Origin of the sequence: Streptomyces sp. NPDC059852, assembly GCF_042731455.1 — a bacterium.
In the GTDB taxonomy this organism is placed as follows: domain Bacteria; phylum Actinomycetota; class Actinomycetes; order Streptomycetales; family Streptomycetaceae; genus Streptomyces.
Genome location: NZ_JBHWJK010000041.1, coordinates 1 through 26,837, shown reverse-complemented (window position 1 = coordinate 26,837; position 26,837 = coordinate 1). Strand labels below are relative to the sequence as shown.

Here is a 26,837-nt window from a genome sequence, read left to right as displayed (position 1 = left end):
AGCCACCACATGGCGTTCAGTTGCGCCACGGGGAAGAACCGCCCCTCCGGGAAGCACCGCAAGCCCGGCCGGTTCGAGCGCACCACGGCCCGTGCGGCCGGTGTCGCCGCCCTCACCGCCACCGGCGTCGTGGGCACCCTCGCCGCCCCCGCGCTGGCCGCCGAGCCCGCAGCGGAGCAGACCGGCCTCATCCCGGTCGTCGCCGTCGAGGACTCCATCGCCACCCAGATCGACGCGCAGGCCGCCGCCCAGGAGCGGGCCGCCGCCGAGGCCGCGGCCCTCGAGCAGGCCGCCCGGGAGGCCGCGCGCCACAAGGCCGCCGAGAAGGCCAAGCAGGAGCGGGAGGCCAAGGAGCGCGCCGCGCGGGAGGCTGAGCGCAAGCGCCTGCTGTCCTACGTCGCCCCGATCGCCGGGTCGTACGTGTCCACCTCCTACCAGTCGGGCGGTGGTCTCTGGTCCTCCGGCAGCCACACCGGCATCGACTTCCACGCCGCCAGCGGCACCTCGGTCCACGCGGTCGGCGCCGGCACCGTCGTCGAGGCCGGCTGGGGCGGGGCCTACGGCAACAACGTCGTGATCAAGATGAACGACGGCACCTACACCCAGTACGGGCACCTGTCGTCGATCGGCGTCTCGGTGGGCCAGGCGGTCACCCCCGGTCAGCAGATCGGCCTGTCCGGCGCCACCGGCAACGTCACCGGACCGCATCTGCACTTCGAGGCGCGCACCACCGCCGAGTACGGCTCCGACATCGACCCGGTGGCCTACCTCCGCTCGCACGGCGTCGACCTCTGAGACCTCCGGCTGAGACCTCCGGCGTCTTCGTCCGCCTTACCGCGGCCCCGGCTTCCGAGCCGGGGCTTTCGGTCTTTCTGGACAACGACTGTCCAAAAAATATCCATGGATTCCGGCCCGCCGTCGGAAATTCACGCTTCTTGCCATAGAGTCGCTGAACACACGTCATTCGTCGACGTTTCACGGGCATTAAGGCGGAGGTCGGCATGCGTATTCCGGCGCACTCGGTGTGCACCGCGATCCGGGACGACATCGTCGCCGGTGTCCTGGAGCGCGGCGGCCGGCTCACGGAGGAAGTCCTCGCCCGCCGGTACGGCGTCTCCCGTGTCCCCGTGCGCGAGGCGCTGCGCACCCTGGAGGCGGAGGGCTTCGTCGTGACCCGCCGGCACGCGGGCGCGTGCGTGGCCGAGCCCACCGAGCAGGAGGCGGCCGACGTCCTGGAGATGCGCACGCTGCTGGAGCCGCTCGGCGCCGCCCGGGCCGCCCAGCGACGCACCGAGGCCCATCTGAAGGTGCTGCGCGGCCTGGTCAGGCTGGGTCAGGAGCGGGCCAGGCGGGGCAACAGCGAGGATCTGCGCTCGCTGGGCGGCTGGTTCCACGAGACGCTGGCCCAGGCGTCCGGCAGTACCGCCCTGACCTCGACGCTGACCCAGCTGCGCCACAAGATCGCCTGGATGTACGCCGTGGAGGCGTCCGCCGACCCCGTGGAGTCCTGGGCGGAGCACGGCGCGATCGTGGACGCGGTGGCGCGCGGCGACGGCGAACGCGCCCGCGCGCTCACCGCCCTGCACACCGAGCACGGGCTCTCCGCGCACCGGCTGCGCTTCGGCTCCCGGGGCGACCGCGCGGAGCGTGTGAGGAATTCGCAACATGCCGTAAACATGCCGAGCCTGCGGAATTAACACAGGCACCGTATACAAAGAAGAGCAATTTTGGGGCAGTGAATTCACGCTGCCCTTTTCCGGCTGTCCGGGGTAATCCAGGTGCCGACGCCGTGAAATTCCACGCGAGCCCGGCCGGGAAAGGCGAAGCCGCGCCCGCCGGAAAGGCGGACGCGGCTTAAGGTGCCGTGCGGGAGACTCGCCCGGGCCGCTCAGACCGTCTCGGGCAGTTCCTCGAGGCCCTCGGCGACGAGCTTGGCCAGACGGTCGAGGGCGGCGTCCGCACCCTCGGCGTCGGAGGCCAGGACGATCTCCTCGCCGCCCTGGGCGCCCAGGCCCAGGACCGCCAGCATCGAGGCCGCGTTGACGGGGTTGCCGTCGGCCTTGGCGATGGTCACCGGGACGCCTGTGGCCGTGGCGGCCCGGACGAAGATGGAGGCGGGGCGGGCGTGGAGACCCTCGGCCCAGCCGACGTTGACGCGGCGCTCAGCCATGTGTTGCTGCCCTTCGGTGTTCAGGGTTGTCTAGACCAGTTTCACACATCGGGGGCGCCCGGCGGAACGGCCCGGGCGCCCCTGCCTCGACGACCGCCGCACCCCGCGGGACGTCGGGAACAGCCTGCCTCGCGCCGGTGTCGTACGCGAGCCGTAACCTGGCCCCATGCAGAGCGCCTCGGACCGGCACGTGTACCCCGCCCACTGGGAAGCCGACGTGGTGCTGCGCGACGGCGGCACCGCGCGCATCCGGCCCATCACCGTCGACGACGCCGAGCGCCTGGTCAGCTTCTACGAGCAGGTGTCGGACGAGTCGAAGTACTACCGCTTCTTCGCGCCCTACCCGCGTCTGTCCGCCAAGGACGTCCGCCGCTTCACCCACCACGACTTCGTGGACCGGGTGGGACTCGCGGCCACGATCGGCGGCGACTTCATCGCCACCGTGCGGTACGACCGCATCGGCGCCGACGGGGCGCCCGCGTCCGCCCCCGCCGACGAGGCCGAGGTCGCCTTCCTCGTCCAGGACGCCCACCAGGGACGCGGCGTCGCCTCCGCCCTGCTCGAGCACATCGCGGCGGTCGCCCGGGAGCGCGGCATACGCCGGTTCGCCGCCGAGGTGCTGCCCGCCAACACCAAGATGATCAAGGTGTTCACCGACGCCGGGTACACCCAGAAGCGCAGCTTCGAGGACGGCGTCGTCCACCTGGAGTTCGACCTGGAGCCCACCGACCGCTCGCTCGCCGTGCAGTACGCGCGCGAGCAGCGCGCCGAGGCCCGGTCCGTGCAGCGCCTCCTGGTGCCCGGCTCCGTCGCCGTAGTCGGAGTCGGCCGCACCCCCGGCGGCGTCGGCCGCGGCGTCCTCGGCAACATCACGGACGCCGGGTTCACCGGCCGGGTGTACGCGGTGAACAAGGCGTTCCCGAAGGACCTGGAGGAGATCGACGGGGTGCCCGCGCACCGGTCCGTGCGCGAGATCGAGGAGCAGGTCGACCTCGCGGTCGTCGCCGTCCCCGCCGAGCACGTGCCCGAGGTCGTCGCCGAGTGCGGCGCGCACGGCGTCCAGGGACTGGTCGTCCTCGCCGCCGGATACGCCGAGAGCGGCCCCGAGGGACGCGAGCGGCAGCGCGCCCTCGTACGGCAGGCGCGCAGCTACGGCATGCGGATCATCGGCCCCAACGCCTTCGGCGTCGTCAACACCTCCCAGGACGTCCGCCTCAACGCCTCCCTCGCTCCCGAGATGCCCCGCCCGGGCCGGATCGGGCTGTTCGCGCAGTCCGGCGCCATCGGCATCGCGCTGCTGTCCCGGCTGCACCGCCGCGGCGGCGGCGTCACCGGAGTCACCGGCGTGTCCACGTTCGTCTCCTCCGGCAACCGCGCCGACGTCAGCGGCAACGACGTCCTCCAGTACTGGTACGACGACCCCGACACCGACGTCGCCCTCATGTACCTGGAGTCCATCGGCAACCCCCGCAAGTTCACCCGCCTCGCCCGGCGCACGGCGGCGGCCAAGCCCCTGGTCGTGGTCCAGGGCGCCCGGCACGGCGGCGCGGCCCCGCAGGGCCACACCGTCCGCGTCACCCGGCTGCCCCACGCCACCGTGTCCGCGCTGCTGCGCCAGGCCGGCGTCATCCGCGTCGACACCATCACCGAGCTGGTCGACGCGGGCCTGCTGCTGGCCCGCCAGCCGCTGCCCGCCGGACCCCGCGTGGCGATCCTCGGCAACTCGGAGTCGCTCGGCCTGCTCACCTACGACGCCTGCCTCGCCGAGGGCCTGCGGCCCCTGCCGCCGCTCGACCTGACGACCCAGGCGTCGGCCGCCGACTTCCACGCCGCCCTGTCGCACGCGCTCGCCGACGACACCTGCGACGCCGTCGTCGTCACCGCGATCCCGGCGATCGGCGACGCCTCCACCGGGGACGCCGAGCTCGCCGAAGCCCTGCGGTCGGCGGCCGAGCGGGTGCCGGGCAAGCCGGTCCTGGTGGTCCACGTGGAGCTGGGCGGACTGGCCGAGGCCCTGTCGGCGGCGGCCAGCACCGCGCCCCGGACCGGCATCACGCCCCGCGGCACCGTGCCCCGCCCGCACCCCGTCCGCCCCCTGGACTTCCCAGAGGAACCGCAGTCCGGACCGGACGGCGACCCCGGCGGCCCACCCCGCCTGATCCCCGCCTACCCGGCCGCCGAACGGGCCGTCCGCGCGCTCGGCGAGGCCGTCAAGTACGCCCAGTGGCGGCGCGAGGCCGCCGAGCCGGGCCGCGTCCCCGAGTACGACGACATCGACGAGAAGGGCGCCGCGAGGCTGATCGACCGGCTGCTCGCGCGTGGCCAGGGACTCACACTCGACACCGACGACACCTGCGAGCTGCTCGGCATGTACGGCGTCCACGTGCACCGCGCCCTGCACGCCCCCACCGCCGACGCGGCCGTGGGAGCCGCCGAGGCGCTCGGCTACCCCGTCGCCCTCAAGGCCACCGCGCCCCATCTGCGGCACCGCGCCGACCTCGGCGGAGTCCGCCTCGACCTCGCGGACGAGGAGCAACTGCGGCGGGCGTACACCGAGTTGGCCGAGCTGTTCGGCAAGCCGGAGGAGCTGAGGCCGGTCGTGCAGCGCATGGCGCCACGCGGTGTGGACACCGTCGTACGGGCCGTGATCGACCCGGCGGCCGGCGCCGTGCTGTCCTTCGGGCTCGCCGGCGCCGCCTCCCAGCTGCTCGGGGACATGGCGCACCGCCTGGTCCCGGTCACCGACCGCGACGCCGCCTCGCTCGTCCGCGCCATCCGCACCGCCCCGCTGCTGTTCGGCTGGCGGGGCTCCGCACCCGTGGACACCCCTGCCTTGGAGGAGCTGCTGCTGCGGGTGTCACGTCTGGTCCACGACCACCCCGAGGTCGTCGCCGTCACCCTGGAGCCGGTGGTCGTCGCCGCGCACGGCCTGAGCGTGCTCGGGGCCTCCGTGCGCCTGGCCCCGCCGCCCGCCCGCGACGACCTCGGGCCCCGGACCCTGCCTGCCTACTGAGACGACGGTGACCGGTGCCTCGCAGTCGGTGCACCCCCGTAGGATGGCGTCATGGCCAAGACCAGTACGACGACCCAGGGGCTGCGTGCGGCGATCGAGCGCAGCGGCTACTACCCGGCCCTCGTGGCCGAGGCGGTGGAGGCCGCCGTGGGCGGCGAGCCCATCCGGTCGTACCTGGTCCACCAGGAGACGACGTTCGACCAGAACGAGGTGCGCCGGCACGTGACCGTGCTGGTCCTCACGCACAACCGCTTCATCGTCAGCCACACCGACGAGCAGGCCGCCGACAGCACCTCCCCGACGCCGTACGCCACGACGTCCACCGAGTCGGTCAAGCTCGGCCGGATCTCGTCGGTCGTCGTCAGCCGCGTCGTCGCCAACCCGGAGCAGTACACCCCGGGCACCCTGCCCCGCGAGATCGTCCTCACCATCGGCTGGGGCGCCGTCTCCCGCATCGACCTGGAGCCCGCCGCCTGCGGCGACCCCAACTGCGAGGCCGACCACGGCTACACGGGCAGCTCGACGGCGGACGACCTCAGCCTGCGCGTCAGCGAGGCCGGTGACGGCCCGGAGACCGTCCGCCAGGCCCTCCTCTTCGCCCAGTCCCTCTCCGAGGCGACCGCGGACGTCGCCCGCTGATGGTCCAGACCGCCGCCTGGGACGCCCACCCGGAACCCCTCGCCGTCGCCTCCGCCCCCGTCCCCCAGTACGGCGGCGGATCCCTCGCCGACCTGCTGCCCACGCTGGCCGCGGGCATGGGCGTACCCGACATGACGGCCGCGATCACCGAGCTGTCCGCCGCCGACCGCAACTGCGTGTTCCTGATCGACGGCCTCGGCTGGGAGCAGCTCCGGGCGCACCCCGACGAGGCGCCGTTCATGACGTCGCTCCTCGCCGGCTCCCGCGGCGGCAGCGGGCACCCCATCACCGCGGGCTTCCCGGCCACCACGGCGACCTCCCTCGCCTCCGTCGGCACCGGCCGGCCGCCCGGCGCGCACGGCCTGCCCGGCTACACCGTGCGCAACCCCGACACCGGCGAACTGATGAACCAGCTCCGCTGGAACCCGTGGACCCCGCCGCACGTCTGGCAGCCGTACCCCACCGTCTTCGAGCTGGCCCACCGCGCGGGGGTGCACGCCGCGCAGGTCTCGTCCCCCACCTTCGAGAACACCCCGCTCACCAAGGTCGCCCTCAGCGGCGGCAGCTTCCTCGGGCGGCTGGCCGGCGAGGAGCGCGTCGACCTGGCCGCCGAGCAGCTCGCGGCGGGCGACCGCGCCCTCGTCTACACGTACTACGCCGAACTCGACGGCGCCGGGCACCGCTACGGCGTCGACTCCGACACCTGGCGCGGGCAGCTGATGTACGTCGACCGGCTCGTCCAGCGCCTGGCCGAACAGCTCCCGCCGCGCACCGCGCTCTACGTCACCGCCGACCACGGCATGATCGACGTGCCCTTCGACGAGGAGCACCGCATCGACTTCGACGAGGACTGGGAGCTGCGCGCCGGGGTCGCCCTGCTGGGCGGCGAGGGCCGCGCCCGGCACGTGTACGCGGTGCCCGGTGCCGCGCAGGACGTCCTGACCTGCTGGCGCGAGGTGCTGGGCGAGCAGTTCTGGGTGGCGTCCCGGGACGAGGCGATCGAGGCGGGCTGGTTCGGCCCGCACATCGACGAGCGGGTGTACGGCCGCCTCGGTGACGTGATCGCGGCCGCGCGGGACGACGTCCTGATCATCGCGACCGAACGGGAACCGAAGGAGTCGGCCATGGTCGGCAACCACGGCTCGATGACCCCCGCCGAGCAGCTGGTCCCGTTGCTCGAAGTACGCTCCTGACGCTCCTCGTCCTCTCCGCTTCCCCTCTCCGAAAGGCGCTCGACCCCCCATGCCCGAGCTGGTGTTCTTCTCCGGAACCATGGACTGCGGGAAGTCGACGCTGGCTCTCCAGATCGAGCACAACCGGTCCGCGCGCGGCCTGGCCGGCATCATCTTCACGCGCGACGACCGCGCGGGCGAGGGCAAGCTGTCCTCCCGGCTCGGGCTGGTCACCGACGCGGTGGAGGTCGAGGACGGCGCCGACCTGTACGCCTATGTGGTCGACCACCTCTCCCGGGGCGGCCGCGCCGACTACGTCATCGCCGACGAGGCGCAGTTCCTCGCCCCGGAACAGATCGACCAACTCGCCCGCGTCGTCGACGAGCTGAGCCTCGACGTCTTCGCCTTCGGCATCACCACCGACTTCCGCACCAAGCTCTTCCCCGGCTCCCAGCGCCTGGTGGAACTGGCCGACCGCGTCGAGGTCCTGCAGGTCGAGGCCCTGTGCTGGTGCGGCGCCCGCGCCACCCACAACGCCCGCACGATAGGCGGCGAGATGGTCGTCGAGGGCGCCCAGGTCGTCGTCGGAGACGTCGACCAGTCCGACACGATCGGCTACGAGGTCCTGTGCCGCCGCCACCACCGCCGCCGCATGACGGCGGCGACGGCCCGGGCGGCGGCCCTGTCACCGGACGTACTGCCGGTCACGGCCACCTGAAGGCGTCTGTCTTGCCGGCCGGCCACAAGCAGCCCCTTCACTGACCAGCAATCAGACATTCCGGGGTCTGGAACGCGCCAGTAGGAACCCAGCGCTCGGCTGGACCCTCTTGATCTGCAGGCTGACCCGACCAGTCAGCCGTGATCAAGGGGGTTTCATGCGCATGGCGCATCACAGACGTGTACTCGTCGGAGCCGCGACTTCGGCCACGGCGGCGATGCTTGTGCTCACCGGCACCCCGGCGAACGCCCAGCCTGCCTCTCCGGCAGCGGCTTCGGCGGCGAACACCGACTCCATCGCTCTCACTCGACTTGCCGAAGGCTATCTGCAGCAGCGGGCCGACATGCTGACGACGACTCGTCCGACGGCCAGAGCCGCGACTGCCCACGTCCGTGCCACGCGCTCCATGACCGCGCAGGTGCAGGATGATCTCGCCGCACTGGTGCAGAAGGGACAGCGGTACCAGGAAGTCGACGGCGGCTATACCAAAGCGCAGGTCGATGTGGAGGTGGCCGACACTTCCGTCACCGGCCAGACTGCAACTATCCAGCTCACCGAGCGCACCCGGCTCTACCTCCCGTTCACACGGAACGCGACGGCATCCTCACCCGCACGGTCCACAACGTCATGCCCCCGCACGTCAGTTACGAGCTCACCCCGATGGGAGCCACCCTGCGCGAGGCCACGGCACCCCTGCTGGAGTGGAGCACCCGCTACCTGAACGACATCGAGGCCGCCCGCGCCACCTACGACAGCCGTGCTGAGGCGCCTTCGGCCTAGGCGCACCCACCTGGGGCGACGGCCCGTTGTCAGACCCTCCTGCCATCCTCCCGGCATGGAGATGACCGTGCAGTTGACGATCGACTGTTCCGATCCGCAGCGGATGGTGGCCTTCTGGTCCGAGGCCCTGGGCTATGTGCCGGAGCCGCCGCCGGACGGGCACGCGACCTGGCGTGCGTACTGGGCTGCCATGGGTGTGCCCGAGGAGGAACTGCCGGACGGTGCCGGGGACGTTCCGGAGTCGATCGTCCATCCGGCGGGGCGGGGGCCGAGGGTCTGGTTCCAGCAGGTCCCGGAGGCGAAGGTCGTCAAGAACCGGTGGCACTTCGACCTGAAGGCCGGCGGGGGCCGTGACGTCCCGCTGGGCGTCCGCACCCAGCGGGTCAAGGACACGGTGGAGCGGCTGGGCAAGGCCGGCGCCACCGTGCTGCGGATCAAGGACGAGCCGGACGCCGGGTTCTACGCCGTCGCCATGCAGGACCCCGAGGGCAACGAGTTCGACGTCGTCTGAGAGGTCGTCATGGCCCCGATCCTCGGCGTCTTCACCGTCGTCTTCCAGTACGTCGGCATCCGCGGCGTCCGCGACCTGCCGCCCGCCCCCGGCCCGGCCCCGCCCTCACCACGCTCCGTTGGCGGGGCCGGACTTGCTCACCAGCGCGAACCGCGCCCCCTCCGGGTCGGCCACCGTCGCGACCCGCCCGTGCTCGGTCTCGTGGGACGCGATCAGTGACCGCCCCCCGAGTGCGACGACCCGGTCCACCGCCGCGTCGGTGTCCGGCACGGTGAAGTACGTCAGCCAGTGGGGGCCCCGGTCCCGGGGGAGCGCGCTGCCGAGGCCGTGGACGTCCGCGACGGGACGGCCGTCGACGCGCAGGGTGACGTGGTCGACTCCGTCGCCGCCGGTCATCTCCTCCTCGTAACCGAACACCGTGGCGTAGAACTTGGCGATGTTCTCGGACTCGAAGGTCCGCAGTTCGTTCCAGGCGGGGGTGCCGGACACGCCGGAGACGGCCCTGCCGAGGTGGGCGGCGGCCTGCCAGATGCCGAAGACGGCGCCCGCGGGGTCGGAGCAGATCGCCATACGGCCGGCTTCCCCGGCGTCCAGCGGCCCCACCCCGACCGTGCCGCCGCACAGCCGTACCGTCTCGGCGGTCGCGTCGACGTCCCGCGAGGCGAGGTACGGCGTCCAGGCGACAGGGAGATGGAGGTCGGGCGGCAGTTGGCCGATTCCGGCCACCTCGCGCCCGTCGAGCAGCGCACGCACATAGGGTCCGAGTTGCCGGGGGCCGGGCTGGAACTCCCAGCCGAACAAGGCTCCGTAGAACTCCTGGGTGGCGTCCGGTGCGTGCACCATCAGGCTCACCCAGCAGGGTGTGCCGGGTGCGTGCCGGGCGTGCGTCGCGCCGTGCGGGCCGGCCGACCCCCGTGCCTCGGTCATCGTCACTCTCTCCTCGGCCGCTGGCGCCGGCCGTGTCGCTTCCGCTGTCCGGACCCCCGTGCCGATGCTCGCACCACCGTGGCCACGCGGGAGACGGGCGCGCCGCCGCACGGCGGCCGGCGGACGTGGACGCCTGTGTGCGATACCGCCCGTTCCCGTGCGACGGACGACGGATCCCGATCGGCTGTACACCTTGTGCCCGATCCCATACGCCTCGTGATCGGGCCTGTCCGGCGGGCAGATTAACCGGCGTGAGCCGTCGCGGCCACCCTGTGCGCGAGGATGGGGAGCATGAACGCCATCATCTCCGCATCAGAACTGGCCACCGCGCTGACGGGCGACGCCCCGCCGGTGCTGCTCGACGTCCGCTGGCAGTTGACGCTCGCCACGGCGTCCGGTGAACCGCCGTTCGACGGCCGCGCGGCGCACGCGGCCGGGCACATTCCCGGTGCGGTCTACGTCGACCTGGACCGGGAGTTGGCGTCCGAGCCGGGCCCGCGCGGCCGTCATCCGCTGCCGGACCTGGCCGTGTTCGGCCGGGCGATGCGGCGGGCGGGCGTGTCCTCGACACGTCCCGTGGTGGTGTACGACGGCGGGCAGGGCTGGGCGGCGGCCCGTGCCTGGTGGCTCCTGCGCTGGACCGGGCACCCCGACGTCCGGGTCCTGGACGGCGGGCTTCCCGCGTGGGAGGGACCGCTGGAGACGGCCGTACCGGCCCCGGCGGAGGGCGACTTCGAGCCGGTCCCGTCGGCGACGGGGCTGCTCGACGCGGACGGCGCCGCGGCGCTCGCGCGGTCGGGCGTGCTGCTGGACGCGCGGGCGGGGGAGCGGTACCGCGGTGAGGTCGAGCCGATCGACCCGGTCGGCGGGCACATCCCGGGTGCGGTGTCGGCGCCGACGAACGAGAACGTGGGCCCGGACGGCCGTTTCCTGCCCGCCGGTGAACTCGCCGCCCGTTTCAAGGAACTGGGCGCCGTCGAGGGAACCGAGGTCGGTGTGTACTGCGGCTCGGGCGTGTCGGCGGCCCACGAGGCGCTGGCGCTCGCGGTGGCCGGCGTTCCGGCGGCCCTGTACGTGGGTTCGTGGTCGGAGTGGTCGGCGGACCCCGCGCGGCCGGTGGCGGTGGGCCCCGACCCGCAGTAGCGACCCGCACGAGTGAGGGCCGCGTCCCGTCCGACGCGGCCCTCACACAAAGACGTTCGACGAGTGAACGAGTCCCGCCCGCCCGCTACTCCTGCTTCTTCCTCCGCGTGCCGAACACGATCTCGTCCCAGCTCGGCACGGCGGCACGGCGGCCCGGGCGGACACCGTCCGCCTCGGCCTGACGGTCCGTGGCGCCGATGAGCCGGTCGCGGTGGCTGCCGACGGAGCGCGGCATGAGGACGTCCGCGTACGCGGACCCGGCCGACGCGGCGGGCGCCGGCGGCTCCTCGGCGTCCGGCTCGACCACGGGCTCCTCGGGGTCGGGCTCGGTGGGCCGCTCCGGGACCACCAGGTCGCCGCGGAAGCTCGGCACCGCCTCCAGCAGGCTGGTCAGCGAGTCCCGTTCCTCCGTCATCTCCTCGGCCGGCTCGGACGCCTGCGCGGGCAGGCTCGGCCGCTCCAGCGCACGGTCCAACGCGCGGTCCATCGAGCGCTCCGCACGCTCACGCGGCAGCCGGGCGATCCGCGGCACGAACGGGAAGCTCGGCTCGGGCGCGGCGAGGTCGTCGGACTCGCCGATCAGCGAGCGCGCCTCGTCGTCGACGGCCTGGACGAGCCGCCGCGGCGGGTCGTACGTCCAGCTCGCCGAGTGCGGTTCGCCCGCCACCATGTAGACCAGCAGCACTTCCCAGGTGCCGTCGTCGCGGCGCCAGGAGTCCCACTGCACGGTGTCCTTGTCGGCGCCGCGCAGCAGCAGCCGCTCCTGGACGGCCTCGCCGAGCTGGGGCCCCGCCGCGTTCTCACCGGGGCGGCGGACCGGGGTCTTGCGGGCGCGTTCGGCCATGAAGGCGCGTTCGGCGAGCACGGGGCCCTCGAAGCGCCGGACACGGTCGACGGGGATGCCGGCGAGCTGGGCGACCTCTTCCGCGGTCGCACCGGCTCGTATACGCGCCTGGATGTCGCGGGGGCGGAGATGGCTCTCCACCTCGATCTCGATCTGGCCGAGGCGGGGACGGTCGCCGCGCACGGCGGCGCGCAGGCGTTCGTCGATCGGAAGGGTGTACTCCGTCGCGTCGGCAGCCTTCAGCACCAGCCGTGTGCCGTCATTGGAGACGGCCACGACACGCAGTTCGGGCATGGGGACCTCCCGGGTGGTGCCTGCCGACGTCACGTGCGTCGCTGCTTCCGCTAGTCGAGTGTGGCCTGCCCGGGTGCAGCCTGCCACAACCTTGCCGAGTTGCCCGGCGTGTCGGGCCAGGGCCCTGGATCGCCGTTATGGCACGGTTACCTATTCGCAACGCTAAGTGACGAACTCCGTCACCCTGTGCAACTAGCCCCCTCCCGGCGGTCCTTGGTGGCCACGGACGCCCAGGCGGGAGACCGGACCCAGGGCTCGCAACAGTACTCCATTTGGGCCACGTGCGTGGATTGGCACGCCGCCCAAGTTCTGGCAAGAAGCGTGACCCGGCCGTCCGTTGAGCCCTTCGAGGATCATGGACGTGGCGCACTTCACGCGATGCGCAGAAACGGAGCGAATGGTTTCCGTGCGTGCGGGTGCCCCCGGTCAGGCCCCCAACACCCGGCGCAGGTAGCCGTTCTGGAAGAGGCGGTCCGGGTCCAGGCGGTCCCGCAGCGCGGTGAACTCGCCGAAGCGCGGGTAGACCTTCGCGAGGTACTCGGCGTCCCGGGTGTGCACCTTGCCCCAGTGCGGGCGCCCCTCGTGCCCGGTGAAGATGCGCTCGGCGGCGGTGAAGTACCGCTGGTACGGCGTGCCCTTGGCCATGTGGACCGCGATGTACGCGCTGTCGCGGCCGGACGCGGTGGACAGCGTGATGTCGTCGGCGGGGGCCGTGCGCACCTCGACGGGGAAGCTGATCCGCAGCCCCGACCCGTCGACCATGGCCTTCAGTTCGCGCAGCGTGTCCACGACGGCGGCGCGCGGGACGGCGTACTCCATCTCCACGAAGCGGACCCGGCGCGGCGATGTGAAGACCTTGTAGGGAATGTCCGTGTACGTCCGCGCCGACAGCGCCGTGCTGGAGATCCGGGCGATCGCCGGGATCGCGGCGGGTGCCGCGCGGCCGGTCCACTGGGCCACCTGGAAGACGCCGTTGGAGAGGAACTCGTCCTCGAACCAGCCCTTCAGCCGGGACACCGGCTGCTCGGGTCCCGCGCTGCGGTTGTTGCGCTTGGTGTTGGTGTTGCCGGTGTGGGGGAACCAGTAGAACTCGAAATGCTCGTTCTCGGCCCACAGTTCGTCGAACTCGGCGAGCACCCGGTCGAACGGCATCGGTTCCTCGCGGGCCTGGAGGAGGAAGACCGGCTCGACTGCGAACGTGATCGCGGTGACGATCCCGAGCGCGCCGAGGCCGATCCGGGCCGCCGCGAAGACCTCGGGGTTCTCCTGGGCGGAGCAGCTGAGGACCGAGCCGTCCGCCGTGACCAGCTCCAGGCCCTTGATCTGGGCGGCGATCGAACCGGACTCGCGGCCGGTGCCGTGGGTGCCGGTGCTGGTGGCGCCGGAGACCGTCTGCTCCATGATGTCGCCCATGTTGGTCAGGGACAGACCCTCGCGCGCCAGCGCCCTGTTCAGCCGCTTCAGCGGGGTGCCGGCCTCCACCGTGACGGTCATGGCCTCGCGATCGATGCTCCGGATGCCGGTCAGCAGCTGCGGGCGGACCAGCACGCCGTCGGTGGCCGCGATGGACGTGAAGGAGTGGCCGCTGCCGACCGCCTTCACCTTCAGGCCGTCCTCGGCGGCCCGGCGTATCGCCCCGGCCAGCTCCTCCACCGACGCCGGAGAGACCTCCCGCGCGGGGCGCGCCGCCACATTGCCGCCCCAGTTACGCCACGTGCCGTTCTTCGCGCTCGCCGTGCTGCCCAACGGTGCCTCCCCGACGTGGCGCCGGCCTGCTGAGCCGGCGGTACCCCAGGAAACCGACCGCGACCGCGGCGGCCCCGGACACCGCCGGGACCACGTACCCGGCGTCCGCTCCGGCCGCGTCGATCACCCAGCCGGCCACGGACGAGCCGAGCGCGACCCCGACCGCGAGCCCGGTGCTCACCCAGGTCATGCCCTCGGTCAGTTGCGCGCGTGGTACGTGCTGCTCGATCAGCGACATGGTCGTGATCATCGTGGGAGCGACGGCCATGCCGGCGACGAACAGCGCCACGGCCAGAAACGGCAGGTTCCCGACCAGTAGGAGGGGGATCATACTCACGGCCATCGCGCATATGCCCAGCAGCCAGCGAGGTTCGGGCGCCCCCGCGAACCGCAGCAGCCCGAAGACGAGGCCCGCCGCGCAGGAACCGGCCGCGTACAGCGCGAGCACCACGCTCGCCGCGCCCTTGTGCCCCTGCTCCTCGGCGAAGGCGACGGTGACCACGTCGACGGCGCCGAAGATCGCGCCCGTCGCCACGAAGGTGGCCACGAGCACCTGGAGTCCCGGCGCGGAGAGAGCGGTGCGGCCGCCCTGGCGCTGCCGGGGGTGCGGGGCGGGCTCGGTGGCGCGCTGCGCGGTCAGCCAGAAGACGCCGGCCGCCAGGAAGCAGGCGGCCAGCAGCGGCCCGGCCTCCGGGAACCATGCCGTGGAGAGGCCGATGGAGAGGATCGGCCCGAAGATGAAGCACACCTCGTCGATCACCGACTCGAACGAGTACGCGGTGTGCAGCTTCTCCGTGCCCCCGTACAGCGCGGCCCAGCGCGCCCGGACCATCGCCCCGACGCTGGGCACGCAGCCGATGCCGACGCAGGCCGCGAACAGCACCCAGTCCGGCCACGCGAAGTGGGCGGCGACCAGCAGCAGGGCGGCGGCGGCGAGCGCGAGCAGCGTGGCCGGGCGCAGCACGCGCCGCTGCCCGTGCCGGTCGACCAGCCGGGAGACCTGGGGTCCGGCCACGGCGGCGGAGAGCGCGATGGTCGCCGACAGGGCGCCGGCCAGGCCGTAGCGCCCGGTCAGCTGCGACACCATCGTCACCACGCCGATGCCCATCATCGACAGCGGCATCCGCCCGAGGAGACCCGCGGTGGTGAAGCGCTTGCTGCCGGGAGCGGCGAACAGGGCGCGATAGGGGCTCGGCACGGCGGACTCCGGGCGGGCGGGAGCAGCAGCGCACAGCGGCGGCTCGGACGGAAAAAGCTCGACACCGTGTACGGATGTCCGGCACGACGTGCGAGTTAGGTGACCCTAATGTACTCGTCCGGCTGAGCGGGGCACCCGGTCGGCTGCCCCGCTGTCCGTGCCGGATGACAGGATCGACCCATGCCAGATCCGCGTGATGCCAGCCCCTACGACGCCCTGCTCCTGCTCTCCTTCGGCGGCCCCGAGGGCCCGGACGACGTGATCCCCTTCCTGGAGAACGTCACCCGCGGCCGGGGCATCCCGAGGGAACGTCTGAAGGAGGTCGGCGAGCACTACTTCGGGTTCGGCGGTGTGAGCCCCATCAACGCCCAGAACCGCGCCCTGCTGGACGCCCTGCGCAAGGACTTCGCCGACCACGGACTGGACCTGCCGGTCTACTGGGGCAACCGCAACTGGGCGCCGTACCTGACGGACACCCTGCGCGAGATGGTGGCCGACGGCCGCCGCCGGATCCTGGTCCTCGCCACCAGCGCCTACGCGTCCTACTCGGGCTGCCGCCAGTACCGCGAGAACCTCGCCGACGCGCTGGCCGCCCTGGAGGCGGAGGGCCTGGAGCTCCCGCGGATCGACAAGCTGCGGCACTACTTCAACCATCCCGGCTTCCTGGAGCCGATGATCGACGGCGTGGTCGAGTCCCTCGCCGACCTGCCCGAGGAGGTCCGCTCGGGCGCCCACATCGCCTTCTCGACCCACTCGATCCCGCTGTCCGCGGCCGACACCTCCGGCCCGGTCGAGTCCCACGGCGACGGCGGCGCGTACGTCACCCAGCACCTGGACGTGGCCCGCACGATCGCCGACGCGGTCCGCGAGCGCACCGGCGAGGACCACCCCTGGCAGCTCGTCTACCAGTCCCGCTCCGGCGCCCCGCACATCCCGTGGCTGGAGCCCGACATCTGCGACCACCTGGAGGAGCGGCACGCGGCCGGCGTCCCCGCGGTCGTGATCGCGCCCATCGGCTTCGTCTCCGACCACATGGAGGTCCTCTACGACCTCGACACGGAGGCCAGGGCCAAGGCGGAGGAGCTGGGCCTGCCGATGCGGCGCTCCGCCACCGTCGGCGACGCCCCGCGCTTCGCCGCCGCCGTCCGCGACCTCGTCCTGGAGCGGGCCGCCGTCGAGCGGGGCGAGGAGGTCAGGCCCTGCGCCCTAGGCGCCCTCGGCCCGAGCCACCAGCTGTGCCCGGTGGGCTGCTGCCCGGCCCGCACCCCCAGGCCCGCCGCGGCCGGTGCCGACAGCCCCTACGCATGAGGAGCCCCGTGACCGACGCCCAGCCCTCGGACCTGCTCGCCCTGGCCCGCGAGGCCGCCCGCCGCGCCGGCGACCTGCTGCGCGACGGGCGCCCGGCCGACCTGGCCGTCGCGGCGACCAAGTCCAGCCCGATCGACGTGGTCACCGAGATGGACATCGCGGCGGAGAAGCTGATCACCGACGTGATCTCCTCCCGCCGCCCGCAGGACGGCTTCCTCGGCGAGGAGGGCGCCGCCACCGAGGGCACCAGCGGCGTCCGCTGGGTGATCGACCCCCTGGACGGCACGGTCAACTACCTCTACGGCCTGCCGACCTGGTCGGTCTCCATCGCCGCCGAACAGGACGGCGAGACGGTCGCCGGGGTGGTCGCGGCGCCCATGCGCGGCGAGACCTGTCACGCGGTGCGCGGCGGGGGAGCGTGGGCGACCGGCCCGTGGGAGGGGGAGCGCCGGCTCACCTGCCGTCCCACGGCCCCCCTGGACCAGGCGCTGGTGTCGACCGGCTTCAACTACGTGAGCGAGGTCCGCACCCACCAGGCCGAGGTGGCCCGGCGGCTCATCCCGCTGCTGCGGGACATCCGGCGCTCGGGCTCGGCCGCGATCGACCTGTGCGATCTCGCGGCGGGCCGCCTGGACGGCTACTACGAGCGCGGGCTGAACGCCTGGGACGTCGCGGCGGGCGACCTCATCGCGCGGGAGGCGGGCGCGGTGACCGGTGGCCGCCCCGGTGAGCGCCCCTCACGCGATCTGACGGTGGCGGCCACCCCCGGCGTCTTCGAGCCCCTCCAGCGGCTCCTGGAGGAGTTCGGCGCCTGGCACGACTGAGCCGCCGTCCGCACGCGCGAGGGCCCCGGTGCTGGATTCACCGGGGCCCTCGTGTGTGCGCTGCGGCGGTCAGACGGTGGTCGCGCCGACCTCCACGCCATGCTCGGCCGCGAGGCGGCGCAGGTCGTCGAGCTCTCCCTGCTCGACCTCGACGAGGAACTCGTCGCCCTCGTCGCGAGCCCGCGTCAGGTCGGACTCGGTCGCCTTTATGCGCTGCAGAAGTCCTGCGGTGAAAGCGTCCATGCTGCGCCCCCTCGTCCTGGGTCGTGGGTCGGTGGCACGGGGGTGTGCCGTCGGAAGGGACGATCACGTCTCCAGTGGATGCCCAGCGCTGCCCGAGCCGGGCGGCGACGGTGCCGGACACCCACCACCACTCTGCGGAAGCGGATCATCCCGTACCGCACGTGGTGCGGCACAAGCAGAGCGTGATCGCGGGGTGTACATGCCGTCCTCCCCCTGCCGTCTTCCTCGGAAACCTCAACCCGCGCGAAAAATCTGGCATTCCCGCGCCGGCGCCCCCGTCTTCCCGGGTTGCGCGCCGGTCCTCGTCGCCCTCCCCCCGTCTTACCGCCGACTTATGGCCGAAAAGGGCAGGATGGAGGCCTACGGACCCGACCCACATCCCTGCCCGCGCGCGCCGCCGCGCGCTACGCGGGTGGACACAGGAAGGACAAGCGACGTGCGCGTACTCGTCGTCGAGGACGAGCAACTGCTCGCCGATGCGGTGGCCACCGGACTGCGCCGGGAGGCCATGGCCGTCGACGTCGTGTACGACGGTGCGGCCGCCCTGGAGCGCATCGGCGTCAACGACTACGACGTGGTCGTCCTCGACCGCGACCTCCCCCTGGTGCACGGCGACGACGTCTGCCGCAAGATCGTCGAACTCGGCATGCCCACGCGCGTGCTGATGCTGACGGCCTCCGGCGACGTCAGCGACCGCGTCGAGGGCCTGGAGATCGGCGCCGACGACTACCTTCCCAAGCCCTTCGCCTTCAGCGAGCTGATCGCACGCGTCCGGGCCCTCGGCCGCCGCACCAGCGTGCCGCTGCCGCCCGTCCTGGAGCGCGCCGGCATCAAGCTGGACCCCAACCGCCGCGAGGTCTTCCGCGACGGCAAGGAGGTGCAGCTCGCCCCGAAGGAGTTCGCCGTCCTGGAGGTGCTGATGCGCAGCGAGGGAGCCGTCGTCTCCGCCGAGCAACTGCTGGAGAAGGCCTGGGACGAGAACACCGACCCGTTCACGAACGTGGTGCGGGTGACCGTCATGACCCTGCGCCGCAAGCTCGGCGAGCCGCCGGTGATCGTCACCGTGCCCGGCTCCGGCTACCGGATCTGACCGGCGATGGCAGCGACACCCGCGCCGCCCGCCGCGCCGCCCAAGCCGACCTGGGACCCGCGCAAGCCGGACCAGCCGTTCCCCTGGCTGCGCCCGACGATCCGCATACGGCTCACCCTGCTGTACGGCGGCATGTTCCTGATCGCCGGCATCCTGCTGCTGTCGATCATCTATCTGCTGGCCGCCCAGGCGCTGCGCACCGGCAACGAACCGCTGTTCAAGATCGTCCAGTTCCAGAGCCTCAAGGTCACCAGCAACAACTGCCCGGGGATCGCCACCAGCGATCTGTCCCTCGCCGAGTTCAACGACGCGATCAACGCGTGCATGGACCATGAGCGCAAGGCCGCCCTGGACAACCTCCTCAGCCGCTCCCTGCTGGCCCTGCTGGGTCTCGCCGTGATCGCCTTCGCGTTCGGCTACGCCATGGCCGGCCGGGTGCTGTCGCCGCTCGGCCGGATCACCCGCACCGCGCGCGCGGTGGCCGGCTCGGACCTGTCCCGCCGTATCGAGCTGGACGGCCCGGACGACGAGCTCAAGGAGCTCGCCGACACCTTCGACGAGATGCTGGAGCGGCTCCAGCGGGCCTTCACGGCCCAGCAGCGCTTCGTCGGCAACGCCTCGCACGAGCTGCGCACCCCGCTCGCCATCAACCGGACCCTCCTGGAGGTCCACCTCTCCGACCCGGGCGCGCCCGTGGAGCTCCAGCAGCTCGGCAAGACGCTGCTGGCCACCAACGAGCGCAGCGAACAGCTCGTGGAGGGCCTGCTGCTGCTCGCCCGCAGTGAGAACCAGATCATCGAGCGCAAGCCCGTGGACCTCGCGGAGGTGGCCGAGCAGGCCGTCGACCAGGTCCGCGCGGAGGCCGACGCCAAGGGCGTGACGATCCAGGGCGAGCGGAAACCCGCGGTCATACAGGGCAACGGCGTACTGCTGGAGCGGATCGCGCTGAACCTCGTGCAGAACGCCGTCCGGTACAACGTGCCGGCGGGCGGCTGGGTGGAGGTCACCACGGACGTCCAGCACGGGCAGGCGGTGCTGGTCGTGACGAACACCGGGCCGGTCGTGCCGGCGTACGAGATCGACAACCTCTTCGAGCCCTTCCGGCGGCTGCGCACCGAGCGCACCGGCAGCGACAAGGGCGTGGGTCTCGGACTGTCCATCGTGCGGTCCGTGGCCCGGGCGCACGGCGGGCACATCGCGGCGGAGCCGCGGGAGGGAGGTGGTCTCGTGATGCGGGTGACGTTCCCGGTCTGAGAGCATGTGCACCGACACGGCCCGACACACGGCACTCCGTGGGCTTGTTCGCTTTGCGCGGAATTTTCACACCGCTCCGGAAGGGAACCCGTGTGTGATCGATCACAGGGACGGTTTTCCGGCCATCTACTGTGCGTGATCATGCGACCGGTCGGAAAGCCGGGAAAATCCGGGTTTTCGGGGGTCCTGATCACGGGAAGTACACGGTGAGATGCCTTTGAACAGCGGCATTCGGACCGTGTACGGTCCCGTTCGCCATCCAAGCCGATCACTCTTGAGGAGTCCGGTTGGGTGTCGATTGAGTAACAGACCTTGATGTGAGGCAAAATCTCCGCCTCGGGTCGGGCACAAGTCCGGCCTCTCACGCGTTACGTGCGCTGGAGACACCGCAGACACCCAGAGGGGGAGAGCGACATGGCAACGGATTACGACACCCCACGCAAGACCGACGACGACGTCGATTCGGACAGCCTTGAGGAGCTCAAGGCCAGGCGTAACGACAAGTCGACCTCCGCAGTGGACGTCGACGAGTTCGAGGCCGCAGAAGGCCTGGAGCTGCCCGGCGCGGACCTCTCGAACGAGGAGCTGGCCGTCCGGGTGCTGCCCAAGCAGCAGGACGAGTTCACCTGCATGAGCTGCTTCCTGGTGCACCACCGCAGCCAGCTGGCCCGCGAGAAGAACGGCCAGCCGATCTGCCGCGACTGCGACTGAGGGCGGGTCGGGCATGACCGGCTCGACCCCTCCTCGGAAGCGCCGCTTCCTGCGGGGAGCGGACCCCGGGCCGTCCGACGGCCCGCACGGCGCGCGTGACGACGAGCGGGGCTCACCCGACGAGGGAGCCTCGCTCGATCCGGCGTCCGCCATGGCTGTGCCCGCCCCGGCGCAGGCTCCCGCGACCCGGCGCCGGGCGGCGGTGATGCGGGAAAGGGCCGCGCAAGGCGTCCGCAAGGGCGGCAGCCGCGCCAGAGCCGGCCTCGGGTACCTCGCCGACCGCCTCATCGAGTACGCCCCGCGCATCCCCGTACGCGACCTCGCGACGCTGCGCCGCCAGTTCCCGGGCCTCGGGCCCGAGGAGATCGCGGACAAGCTCGTGGCGGGCGCCGCGAACGCCAGCTCCACCGTCGGGGCGGGCGTAGGAGCCGCGGCGATGCTCCCGGTGCCGCCCGCGATGCCCACCGAACTGGCCGCCGAGATCACCGGCGTGGCCGCGATCGAGCTGAAGCTGATCGCCGAACTGCACGAGGTGTACGGCGTACGCCCGCCCGGGAACCTCCGGGAGCGCAGCACCGCCTATCTGTCCTCGTGGACCGAGGAACGCGGCATCGACCCCCTCAAGCCCGTCACGATCAACGCGGCGCTGGGCGGCCAGATGAAACGCGAACTGCGCCAGCAGATCATGAAGCGCATGGTGCGCAACCTGCCGAACCTGATGCCCTTCATGGTCGGCGCCGCAGTGGGCGCGGTCATGAACCGCCGGGACACCAGAAAGCTCGCGGCGCGCATCCGCACCGACCTGCGCAAGGTGCGGGTGCCCTGGGAGGAGTTGCCGCAGTTGCCGCCGCTGGAGCGGCCGGAGCAGCCCCTGGACCTGGACGAGATCCTGCCCGAGCGCGGCCACAAGGGGCTGGGCGGCCCGCACTGAGCCCCCGCCGCGGCCGGGCCGTCACCGGCCGGTCAAAGTTCCGCCTGCCGCAGGCAAAGATCAGGCCGCGGCCCGGGCCGACCGGATCGCGTCGGCCAGCCGCTCCGGCTCCCGAGTCGACAGATACAGGTACGGCGTCGGGTCCTCCGGGTCGGTGACCTCCACGCGCAGGGCCGTCGGGATGTAGGCCCGCAGCAGCAGGAAGGCGCGGGTGTCGGCCTTGTACGTCCGCCAGGCGCGCGCCTCCTCGCGGTCCAGGATCTGCGCCTCGCCCAGCGCCCGCACCGGGATCCGGGCGTCGCCCGCGATCAGCGCGTCGCCCACCACGCGGATGCGGACCGAGCCGTAGGAGCTGGCGACGACCGCCGCCGCGGCGGTGCCGCCGACCAGGCCGGCGAGCATCGGCAGGGTGCCGAACGGCAGCAGGACCAGGGCCATTGAGAGCCCCACCAGGAACGAGACCAGCCACCACGAGCGCGGGGCGGTGAGACGTTCTTCGTACGGGGTGGCGGAGAGCTGCATGGATCCAAGCTTGGCACGGTGTCGGGACTCGGCCGACGCGCGGGTAAGGTCTGCGCCTGTGAGAGGTACTTCCCCAGCTCTTCAGCCTCCGGCCGACGCCGTGGAACCCGTACGGCACCCGGAGGCTCCCGCGCCCGGCGAGCTCTTGGGCGCGCACTACGGCGAGTGTTTCGGCTGCGGCGACGAGCAGCCGCACGGGCTGCACCTGCAGGCACGGGCGGGGGACGGCGTCAGCATCACCGCCGAGTTCACCGTGCAGCCCGCCCACCAGGGCGCCCCGGGCCTCGCACACGGCGGCGTGCTCGCCACCGCCCTCGACGAGACCCTTGGTTCGCTGAACTGGCTGCTGCGCACGATCGCCGTGACCGGACGCCTGGAGACCGACTTCGTGCGGCCGGTGCCGGTCGGCACGGTCCTGTACCTGGAGGCGGAGGTGACGGCGGTCGCGGGCCGCAAGATCTACTCCACCGCCACCGGGCGGATCGGCGGGCCCGACGGCCCCGTGGCGGTCCGCGCCGACGCCCTCTTCATCGAGGTGAAGGTCGACCACTTCATCGACAACGGGCGCCCGGAGGAGATCCAGGCGGCCATGAGCGACCCGGACCAGGTGCGCCGGGCCCGCGCCTTCGAGGTGAACCCGTGAGCCGCGCCCCCCTGGACGTCCTCATCCGGCGCGTCGATCCGGACGTACCGCTTCCGGCGTATGCGTACCCCGGTGACGCGGGCGCCGACCTGCGGACGACGGAGAGCCGGGAGCTGAAGCCGGGGGAGCGGGCCGTGCTGCCCACCGGGGTGTCCATCGCCCTGCCCGAGGGCTATGCGGCGTTCGTGCACCCCCGCTCGGGGCTGGCCGCCCGCCTCGGTGTCGCCCTCGTGAATGCCCCGGGGACGGTTGATGCCGGGTACCGTGGGGAGATCAAGGTGATCGTGGTGAATCTCGACCCGCGCGAGTCCGTGCGGTTCGAGCGCTTCGACCGGATTGCCCAACTGGTTGTCCAGCAGGTCGAGAGGGTTCGCTTCCAGGAGGTCGCGGAGCTTCCCGATGCGGCACGGGCCGAGGGGGGCTTCGGGTCCACCGGCGGTCATGCCGAGGTGGGCGGCGAAAGCGCCACAAGCGATACAGGCGATGGGGCCGCCGTTGGCGGCGCTACGGGTGGGAATCGATACGCTTCGGTCGTATCCGACCGGGAAGGACAGTGACGTGTTCGGACGTCGCAAGAAGAAGGGTGCCGCCGAGGACGCGGCCGGCGAGCCCGAGCAGGTCGTCGACATCGACACTGAGGCGGACGACGACGGCACGCGCGAGCGCGTACGGCTCGAGCCGGGACCGCGTCCCGACGGGCCGTGGGACAGCTCCGAGGTGAGGGACCCCGGCGAGGGCCGGGTGGACCTGGGCGGCCTGTTCGTACCGGGCGTCGACGGCATGGAACTGCGCGTGGAGGTCGCGGGCGACGCCATCGTCGCGGCGACCGTCGTGCTGCGCGACAGCGCCATCCAGCTCCAGGCGTTCGCCGCCCCCAAGCGTGAGGGCATCTGGGGCGAGGTGCGCGAGGAGATCGGCTCGGGCATCACCCAGCAGGGTGGCATCGTCGACGAGGTCGAGGGCCCGCTCGGCTGGGAGCTGCGGGCCCAGGTGCCGGTGCAGCTGCCGGACGGCACGGGCGGTTTCCAGGTCGTGCGGTTCGTCGGTGTGGACGGCCCCCGCTGGTTCCTGCGCGGGGTGATCTCGGGCCAGGGCGCGGTGCAGCCGCAGGCGGCCGGCCTGCTCGAGCAGATCTTCCGTGACACGGTCGTGGTCCGTGGCGAGGGCCCGATGGCCCCGCGCGACCCGATCGTCCTCAAGCTGCCCGACGACGCGCAGATGGTCGCCGAAGGCGTCCAGCAGGAGGAGGCGGGTTCCCGCTTCTCCGGCGGCATGGGTCAGCTCCAGCGCGGACCGGAGATCACCGAGGTCCGCTGAGTCCGAGGCCGGTGGAGGGCCGTACCCCGTCGGGGTGCGGCCCTTTCGCATGCCCGCATCCCTTCTCATGCGTGAACCCTTGACGCCTTATTGGTCTGTACCTACCGTCTCGGCTCAGCGCGCCTGTTCATAAAGGCGCTTCGCGTTCACATACGAGAACGGAAGGCCCCCCACGCATGCGCAGAACCGCTCTCCTCGCCGTCGCCGCCGCCCTCCTCGCCACGGCCCTCGTCCGGCCCGCCGGCGCCGCTCCCGCGACCTTCGCCCACCCCGGAGTCACCGTCTCCCAGGCCCAGTTGGACTTCGCCCGCTCCCGGGTCCAGGCCGGCGCCCAGCCCTGGAAGGGCGCCTACGACCGGATGATGGCGAGCAAGTACGCCGACCTGAACCGCGCCGCCAAGCCCCGTGCCGTCGTCGAGTGCGGGTCGTACTCGAACCCCAACAACGGCTGCACCGACGAGCGCGAGGACGCCATCGCCGCCTACACCCAGGCCCTCGCCTGGTACATCACCCGCGACGAACGGCACGCCCGCAAGGCGATCGAGCTCATGGACGCCTGGTCCGCGGTGATCAGGGACCACACCAACAGCAACGCGCCCCTGCAGACCGGCTGGGCCGGCTCCTCCTGGCCCAAGGCCGCCGAGATCATCAAGTACACCTACGGAGGGAGCTGGGCGAACTCCGGCCGGTTCGCCACGATGCTGCGCACCGTCTACCTGCCCGAGATCATCAACGGCTCGAACTCCAACGGGAACTGGGAGCTGTCGATGATGGAGGCCGCCGTCGGCATCTCCGTCTTCCTGGAGGACAAGGCGTCCTACGACAAGGCCATGGCGAAGTTCCGCACCCGCACCGCCGCCTACGTCTACCTCGACTCCGACGGCGCCCTGCCGAAGACGGTGCCCAGCCAGAACCTCGACACCCGGCAGAAGATCGTCGACTACTGGCAGGGACAGGGCACCTTCGTGAACGGCCTCACCCAGGAGACCTGCCGCGATCTCACCCACACCGGATACGGCATCTCCGCGATCTCCCATGTCGCCGAGACCAGCCGCATCCAGGGCCAGGACCTCTACGGCACCGACGTCGGCGAGCGGCTGCGGCACGCGCTCGGCCTCCAGGCCAAGTACGAGCTCGGCGCCGCCGTGCCCTCCTGGCTCTGCGGCGGATCGCTCCACCTCGGCCTCGGCCCCGTCACCGAGGTCGGGCACAACGCCCTCGCCAACCGGCTCGGCCACGCCATGACCAACACCGAGGCGCTGAACGAGCGCAACCGTCCCTCCGGTACCAACAACCTCTTCGTCGCCTGGGAGACCCTCACCCACGGCGACAACCCGGCCTGACCACCCCCCACGGGTGGCGGCGGTGGCGTCAAGGACGCCGCCGCCGCTTCACCCGCCCCACAGCGCCCCCGCCGACCGGGCCGGGCCCATGTGTCCGGCCGCGGGCCGGGAGTCCCCGACGCGGCGGAGGAGCGCATCGCCGGGCCCTTCCAGCGGTACCGGCGGCGTCCCGTGAGCATCGTCACCGAGCCGGGGGCGGGCTATCGGTTCGGGAGGCCGGGCCCGGTACGCTTCAAGACATGACTGCTGTTCCTCGTTCGGAAAAGGCGGTGGGCCGGTTCCGGCGCATGCTCGACCGGCTCTCCTCGTCGCAGGAGGACCTGGAGTCCGAGGAGCTGCGTGAGGACGCCGAGACCGCCGGATGCACCAAGATCGGTGACTGCCGGGACCGTCAGATCGTGACGGTTACTGGTACCTTGCGCACGGTCACCCTGCGGCCGCGCGCCGGAGTCCCGGCCCTGGAGGCCGAGCTGTTCGACGGCACGGCCGCGCTGGACGTGGTGTGGCTCGGCAGGCGCTCCATAGTCGGCATAGAGCCCGGACGCCGGCTGATCGCCTCCGGCAGGATCGCCATGAGCCGGGGCCGCCGGGTGCTGTTCAATCCGAAATACGAACTGAGACCCCTCGGACGGGAGTAGCCGGTGACGTCGCTCGACAAGCCGACCGAAGACACCACCGCTGACGCCGGGCACGACTCCCGCGCGGTGACGGAGGCCGCGCTGTTCGAGGCCTTCGGCGGCATGCGCGGCATGATCGAGACGGTCCTGCCGGGCCTGCTCTTCGTCACGATCTACACGATCGACAAGAACCTGCACATGTCCGCCCTCGCGGCCCTCGCGGTGTCCGTCGTGCTCGTCGTGGTGCGCCTGGTGAAGCGGGACACGGTCAAGCACGCCTTCAGCGGTGTCTTCGGCGTGGCCTTCGGTGTCGTCTTCGCGATGATGACCGGCAACGCCAAGGACTTCTACCTGCCCGGCATGCTCTACACGCTGGGCCTCGCCCTCGCCTACATCATCACGACGCTGTGCGGCGTCCCCCTGATCGGGCTGATCCTCGGGCCGGTGTTCAAGGAGAACCTCTCCTGGCGCACCCGCAACCCCGGCCGCAAGAAGGCGTACGCCAAGGCCAGTTACGCCTGGGGCACGATCCTGCTCGCCAAGTGCGCGATCCTCTTCCCGCTGTACTGGTGGGCCGACACCACCCAGCTGGGCTGGGTGCTGGTCGCCCTGAAGATCCCGCCGTTCCTGCTGGCCGTCTGGCTGACCTGGGTGTTCCTGGCGAAGGCCCCGGCGCCGATCGACGTCTTCGCGGAGATGGAGGCGGCCGAGAAGGCCGAGGAGGAGCGCCTGGCCGCGACGGCCGCCGAGACCGGGGAGAGCACCGGCGGACGGCACCGCCGCGACGCCTGAGCCCCCTGGGACCGAGACGGCGGAGGGGGGCCCCCCCCCCCCCCGCGCCCCCCCACCACCTACAGCACGATCACCCGGGGCGAAAAC

The 26,837-nt window shown here is 72.1% G+C and carries 27 protein-coding genes and 1 pseudogene; 21 read left to right on the top strand and 7 right to left on the bottom strand.

What is annotated here, in order from left to right:
• The first annotated feature begins 9 nt into the window (after positions 1-9).
• Positions 10-795 (top strand): M23 family metallopeptidase, encoded by a 786-nt coding sequence (locus ACFV46_RS32570; RefSeq protein ID WP_361927520.1) that lies wholly within the window; start codon positions 10-12, stop codon positions 793-795.
• Between the two features lie 206 nt (positions 796-1,001).
• On the top strand, positions 1,002-1,697 hold the full coding sequence (locus ACFV46_RS32565) for a GntR family transcriptional regulator (RefSeq protein WP_376729049.1): 696 nt from the start codon (positions 1,002-1,004) through the stop codon (positions 1,695-1,697).
• A gap of 191 nt (positions 1,698-1,888) precedes the next feature.
• Here ACFV46_RS32565 and ACFV46_RS32560 read toward each other — a convergent pair whose 3' ends face one another.
• Positions 1,889-2,170, bottom strand: a complete 282-nt coding sequence (locus ACFV46_RS32560; protein ID WP_029382363.1) for an HPr family phosphocarrier protein — start codon at positions 2,168-2,170, stop codon at positions 1,889-1,891.
• 166 nt (positions 2,171-2,336) lie between these two features.
• On the opposite strand from ACFV46_RS32560, the gene ACFV46_RS32555 reads away from it, so the two are divergent.
• The 6 genes and pseudogenes from ACFV46_RS32555 (at position 2,337) to ACFV46_RS32530 (ending at position 9,003) form a co-directional block, all read left to right on the top strand.
• Positions 2,337-5,183: a GNAT family N-acetyltransferase gene (locus tag ACFV46_RS32555; protein ID WP_385500833.1), complete on the top strand. Its 2,847-nt coding sequence runs from the start codon at positions 2,337-2,339 to the stop codon at positions 5,181-5,183.
• 51 nt (positions 5,184-5,234) lie between these two features.
• On the top strand, positions 5,235-5,822 hold the full coding sequence (locus ACFV46_RS32550) for a DUF5998 family protein (RefSeq protein ID WP_055622092.1): 588 nt from the start codon (positions 5,235-5,237) through the stop codon (positions 5,820-5,822).
• Positions 5,822-7,015, top strand: a complete 1,194-nt coding sequence (locus tag ACFV46_RS32545; RefSeq protein WP_361927529.1) for a nucleotide pyrophosphatase/phosphodiesterase family protein — start codon at positions 5,822-5,824, stop codon at positions 7,013-7,015. Before ACFV46_RS32550 ends, ACFV46_RS32545 begins: the two co-directional genes overlap by 1 nt.
• A 49-nt stretch (positions 7,016-7,064) precedes the next feature.
• Entirely contained in the window at positions 7,065-7,712 is a 648-nt protein-coding gene (locus ACFV46_RS32540) for a thymidine kinase (RefSeq protein ID WP_361927532.1), read from the top strand.
• 588 nt (positions 7,713-8,300) lie between these two features.
• Positions 8,301-8,492: pseudogene (locus tag ACFV46_RS32535) on the top strand (winged helix-turn-helix transcriptional regulator); the annotation flags it as partial.
• Between the two features lie 55 nt (positions 8,493-8,547).
• On the top strand, positions 8,548-9,003 hold the full coding sequence (locus tag ACFV46_RS32530) for a VOC family protein (protein ID WP_385500832.1): 456 nt from the start codon (positions 8,548-8,550) through the stop codon (positions 9,001-9,003).
• A gap of 105 nt (positions 9,004-9,108) precedes the next feature.
• Here the strand turns inward: ACFV46_RS32530 and ACFV46_RS32525 are convergent, their stop codons facing one another.
• Positions 9,109-9,930, bottom strand: coding sequence for a VOC family protein (locus tag ACFV46_RS32525; protein WP_385500831.1), 822 nt, complete (start codon positions 9,928-9,930; stop codon positions 9,109-9,111).
• 291 nt (positions 9,931-10,221) lie between these two features.
• Here ACFV46_RS32525 and ACFV46_RS32520 point away from each other — a divergent pair, with 291 nt between their 5' ends.
• Positions 10,222-11,073: a sulfurtransferase gene (locus ACFV46_RS32520; RefSeq protein WP_376729040.1), complete on the top strand. Its 852-nt coding sequence runs from the start codon at positions 10,222-10,224 to the stop codon at positions 11,071-11,073.
• Between the two features lie 85 nt (positions 11,074-11,158).
• On the opposite strand, the gene sepH is transcribed toward ACFV46_RS32520, so the two are convergent.
• The 3 genes from sepH to ACFV46_RS32505 all read right to left on the bottom strand — a co-directional run bounded on the left by sepH (position 11,159) and on the right by ACFV46_RS32505 (position 15,155).
• The gene (gene sepH, locus ACFV46_RS32515; protein ID WP_361927547.1) at positions 11,159-12,211 is read right to left on the bottom strand and encodes a septation protein SepH; all 1,053 of its coding nucleotides are present in this window, start codon (positions 12,209-12,211) and stop codon (positions 11,159-11,161) included.
• 426 nt (positions 12,212-12,637) lie between these two features.
• The gene (locus ACFV46_RS32510; protein ID WP_385500830.1) at positions 12,638-13,957 is read right to left on the bottom strand and encodes a D-arabinono-1,4-lactone oxidase; all 1,320 of its coding nucleotides are present in this window, start codon (positions 13,955-13,957) and stop codon (positions 12,638-12,640) included.
• Positions 13,917-15,155 (bottom strand): MFS transporter, encoded by a 1,239-nt coding sequence (locus ACFV46_RS32505; RefSeq protein ID WP_385500829.1) that lies wholly within the window; start codon positions 15,153-15,155, stop codon positions 13,917-13,919. The genes ACFV46_RS32510 and ACFV46_RS32505 overlap by 41 nt, the downstream gene beginning before the upstream one ends.
• A 180-nt stretch (positions 15,156-15,335) precedes the next feature.
• Here ACFV46_RS32505 and ACFV46_RS32500 point away from each other — a divergent pair, with 180 nt between their 5' ends.
• Both ACFV46_RS32500 and ACFV46_RS32495 read left to right on the top strand, forming a co-directional pair.
• A complete protein-coding gene (locus ACFV46_RS32500) occupies positions 15,336-16,463 on the top strand; it encodes a ferrochelatase (protein ID WP_385500828.1) in 1,128 nt (375 codons plus the stop codon).
• An 8-nt stretch (positions 16,464-16,471) separates the two neighbouring features.
• Entirely contained in the window at positions 16,472-17,287 is an 816-nt protein-coding gene (locus ACFV46_RS32495) for an inositol monophosphatase family protein (RefSeq protein ID WP_361927554.1), read from the top strand.
• A 69-nt stretch (positions 17,288-17,356) separates the two neighbouring features.
• Here the strand turns inward: ACFV46_RS32495 and ACFV46_RS32490 are convergent, their stop codons facing one another.
• Entirely contained in the window at positions 17,357-17,530 is a 174-nt protein-coding gene (locus ACFV46_RS32490; RefSeq protein ID WP_192806237.1) for a hypothetical protein, read from the bottom strand.
• A gap of 436 nt (positions 17,531-17,966) precedes the next feature.
• Here ACFV46_RS32490 and ACFV46_RS32485 point away from each other — a divergent pair, with 436 nt between their 5' ends.
• The 4 genes from ACFV46_RS32485 to ACFV46_RS32470 all read left to right on the top strand — a co-directional run bounded on the left by ACFV46_RS32485 (position 17,967) and on the right by ACFV46_RS32470 (position 21,516).
• Positions 17,967-18,620 (top strand): response regulator transcription factor, encoded by a 654-nt coding sequence (locus ACFV46_RS32485; RefSeq protein WP_003993508.1) that lies wholly within the window; start codon positions 17,967-17,969, stop codon positions 18,618-18,620.
• Positions 18,621-18,626: 6 nt separating this feature from the next.
• Positions 18,627-19,874, top strand: coding sequence for a HAMP domain-containing sensor histidine kinase (locus ACFV46_RS32480; protein ID WP_361927557.1), 1,248 nt, complete (start codon positions 18,627-18,629; stop codon positions 19,872-19,874).
• A 414-nt stretch (positions 19,875-20,288) separates the two neighbouring features.
• Positions 20,289-20,585, top strand: coding sequence for a DUF4193 domain-containing protein (locus tag ACFV46_RS32475; protein WP_005481602.1), 297 nt, complete (start codon positions 20,289-20,291; stop codon positions 20,583-20,585).
• A 13-nt stretch (positions 20,586-20,598) separates the two neighbouring features.
• On the top strand, positions 20,599-21,516 hold the full coding sequence (locus ACFV46_RS32470; protein ID WP_361927559.1) for a hypothetical protein: 918 nt from the start codon (positions 20,599-20,601) through the stop codon (positions 21,514-21,516).
• A 60-nt stretch (positions 21,517-21,576) separates the two neighbouring features.
• On the opposite strand, the gene ACFV46_RS32465 is transcribed toward ACFV46_RS32470, so the two are convergent.
• A complete protein-coding gene (locus ACFV46_RS32465; protein WP_385500827.1) occupies positions 21,577-22,038 on the bottom strand; it encodes a DUF3093 domain-containing protein in 462 nt (153 codons plus the stop codon).
• Between the two features lie 58 nt (positions 22,039-22,096).
• On the opposite strand from ACFV46_RS32465, the gene ACFV46_RS32460 reads away from it, so the two are divergent.
• The 6 genes from ACFV46_RS32460 (at position 22,097) to ACFV46_RS32435 (ending at position 26,750) form a co-directional block, all read left to right on the top strand.
• Entirely contained in the window at positions 22,097-22,681 is a 585-nt protein-coding gene (locus ACFV46_RS32460; protein ID WP_361927565.1) for a PaaI family thioesterase, read from the top strand.
• Entirely contained in the window at positions 22,678-23,238 is a 561-nt protein-coding gene (gene dut, locus ACFV46_RS32455) for a dUTP diphosphatase (protein ID WP_376729035.1), read from the top strand. Before ACFV46_RS32460 ends, dut begins: the two co-directional genes overlap by 4 nt.
• A gap of 1 nt (position 23,239) precedes the next feature.
• A complete protein-coding gene (locus ACFV46_RS32450) occupies positions 23,240-23,998 on the top strand; it encodes a DUF3710 domain-containing protein (RefSeq protein WP_151786314.1) in 759 nt (252 codons plus the stop codon).
• Positions 23,999-24,174: 176 nt separating this feature from the next.
• On the top strand, positions 24,175-25,341 hold the full coding sequence (locus tag ACFV46_RS32445) for an alginate lyase family protein (protein WP_361927571.1): 1,167 nt from the start codon (positions 24,175-24,177) through the stop codon (positions 25,339-25,341).
• A 239-nt stretch (positions 25,342-25,580) separates the two neighbouring features.
• Complete coding sequence (locus ACFV46_RS32440; RefSeq protein WP_361346528.1) at positions 25,581-25,979, top strand: OB-fold nucleic acid binding domain-containing protein; 399 nt, start codon at positions 25,581-25,583, stop codon at positions 25,977-25,979.
• A 3-nt stretch (positions 25,980-25,982) separates the two neighbouring features.
• Positions 25,983-26,750 carry a DUF3159 domain-containing protein gene (locus ACFV46_RS32435; RefSeq protein ID WP_361927574.1) on the top strand — a complete coding sequence of 256 codons (768 nt, stop codon included), beginning with the start codon at positions 25,983-25,985 and terminating at the stop codon, positions 26,748-26,750.
• Positions 26,751-26,837: the final 87 nt, after the last annotated feature.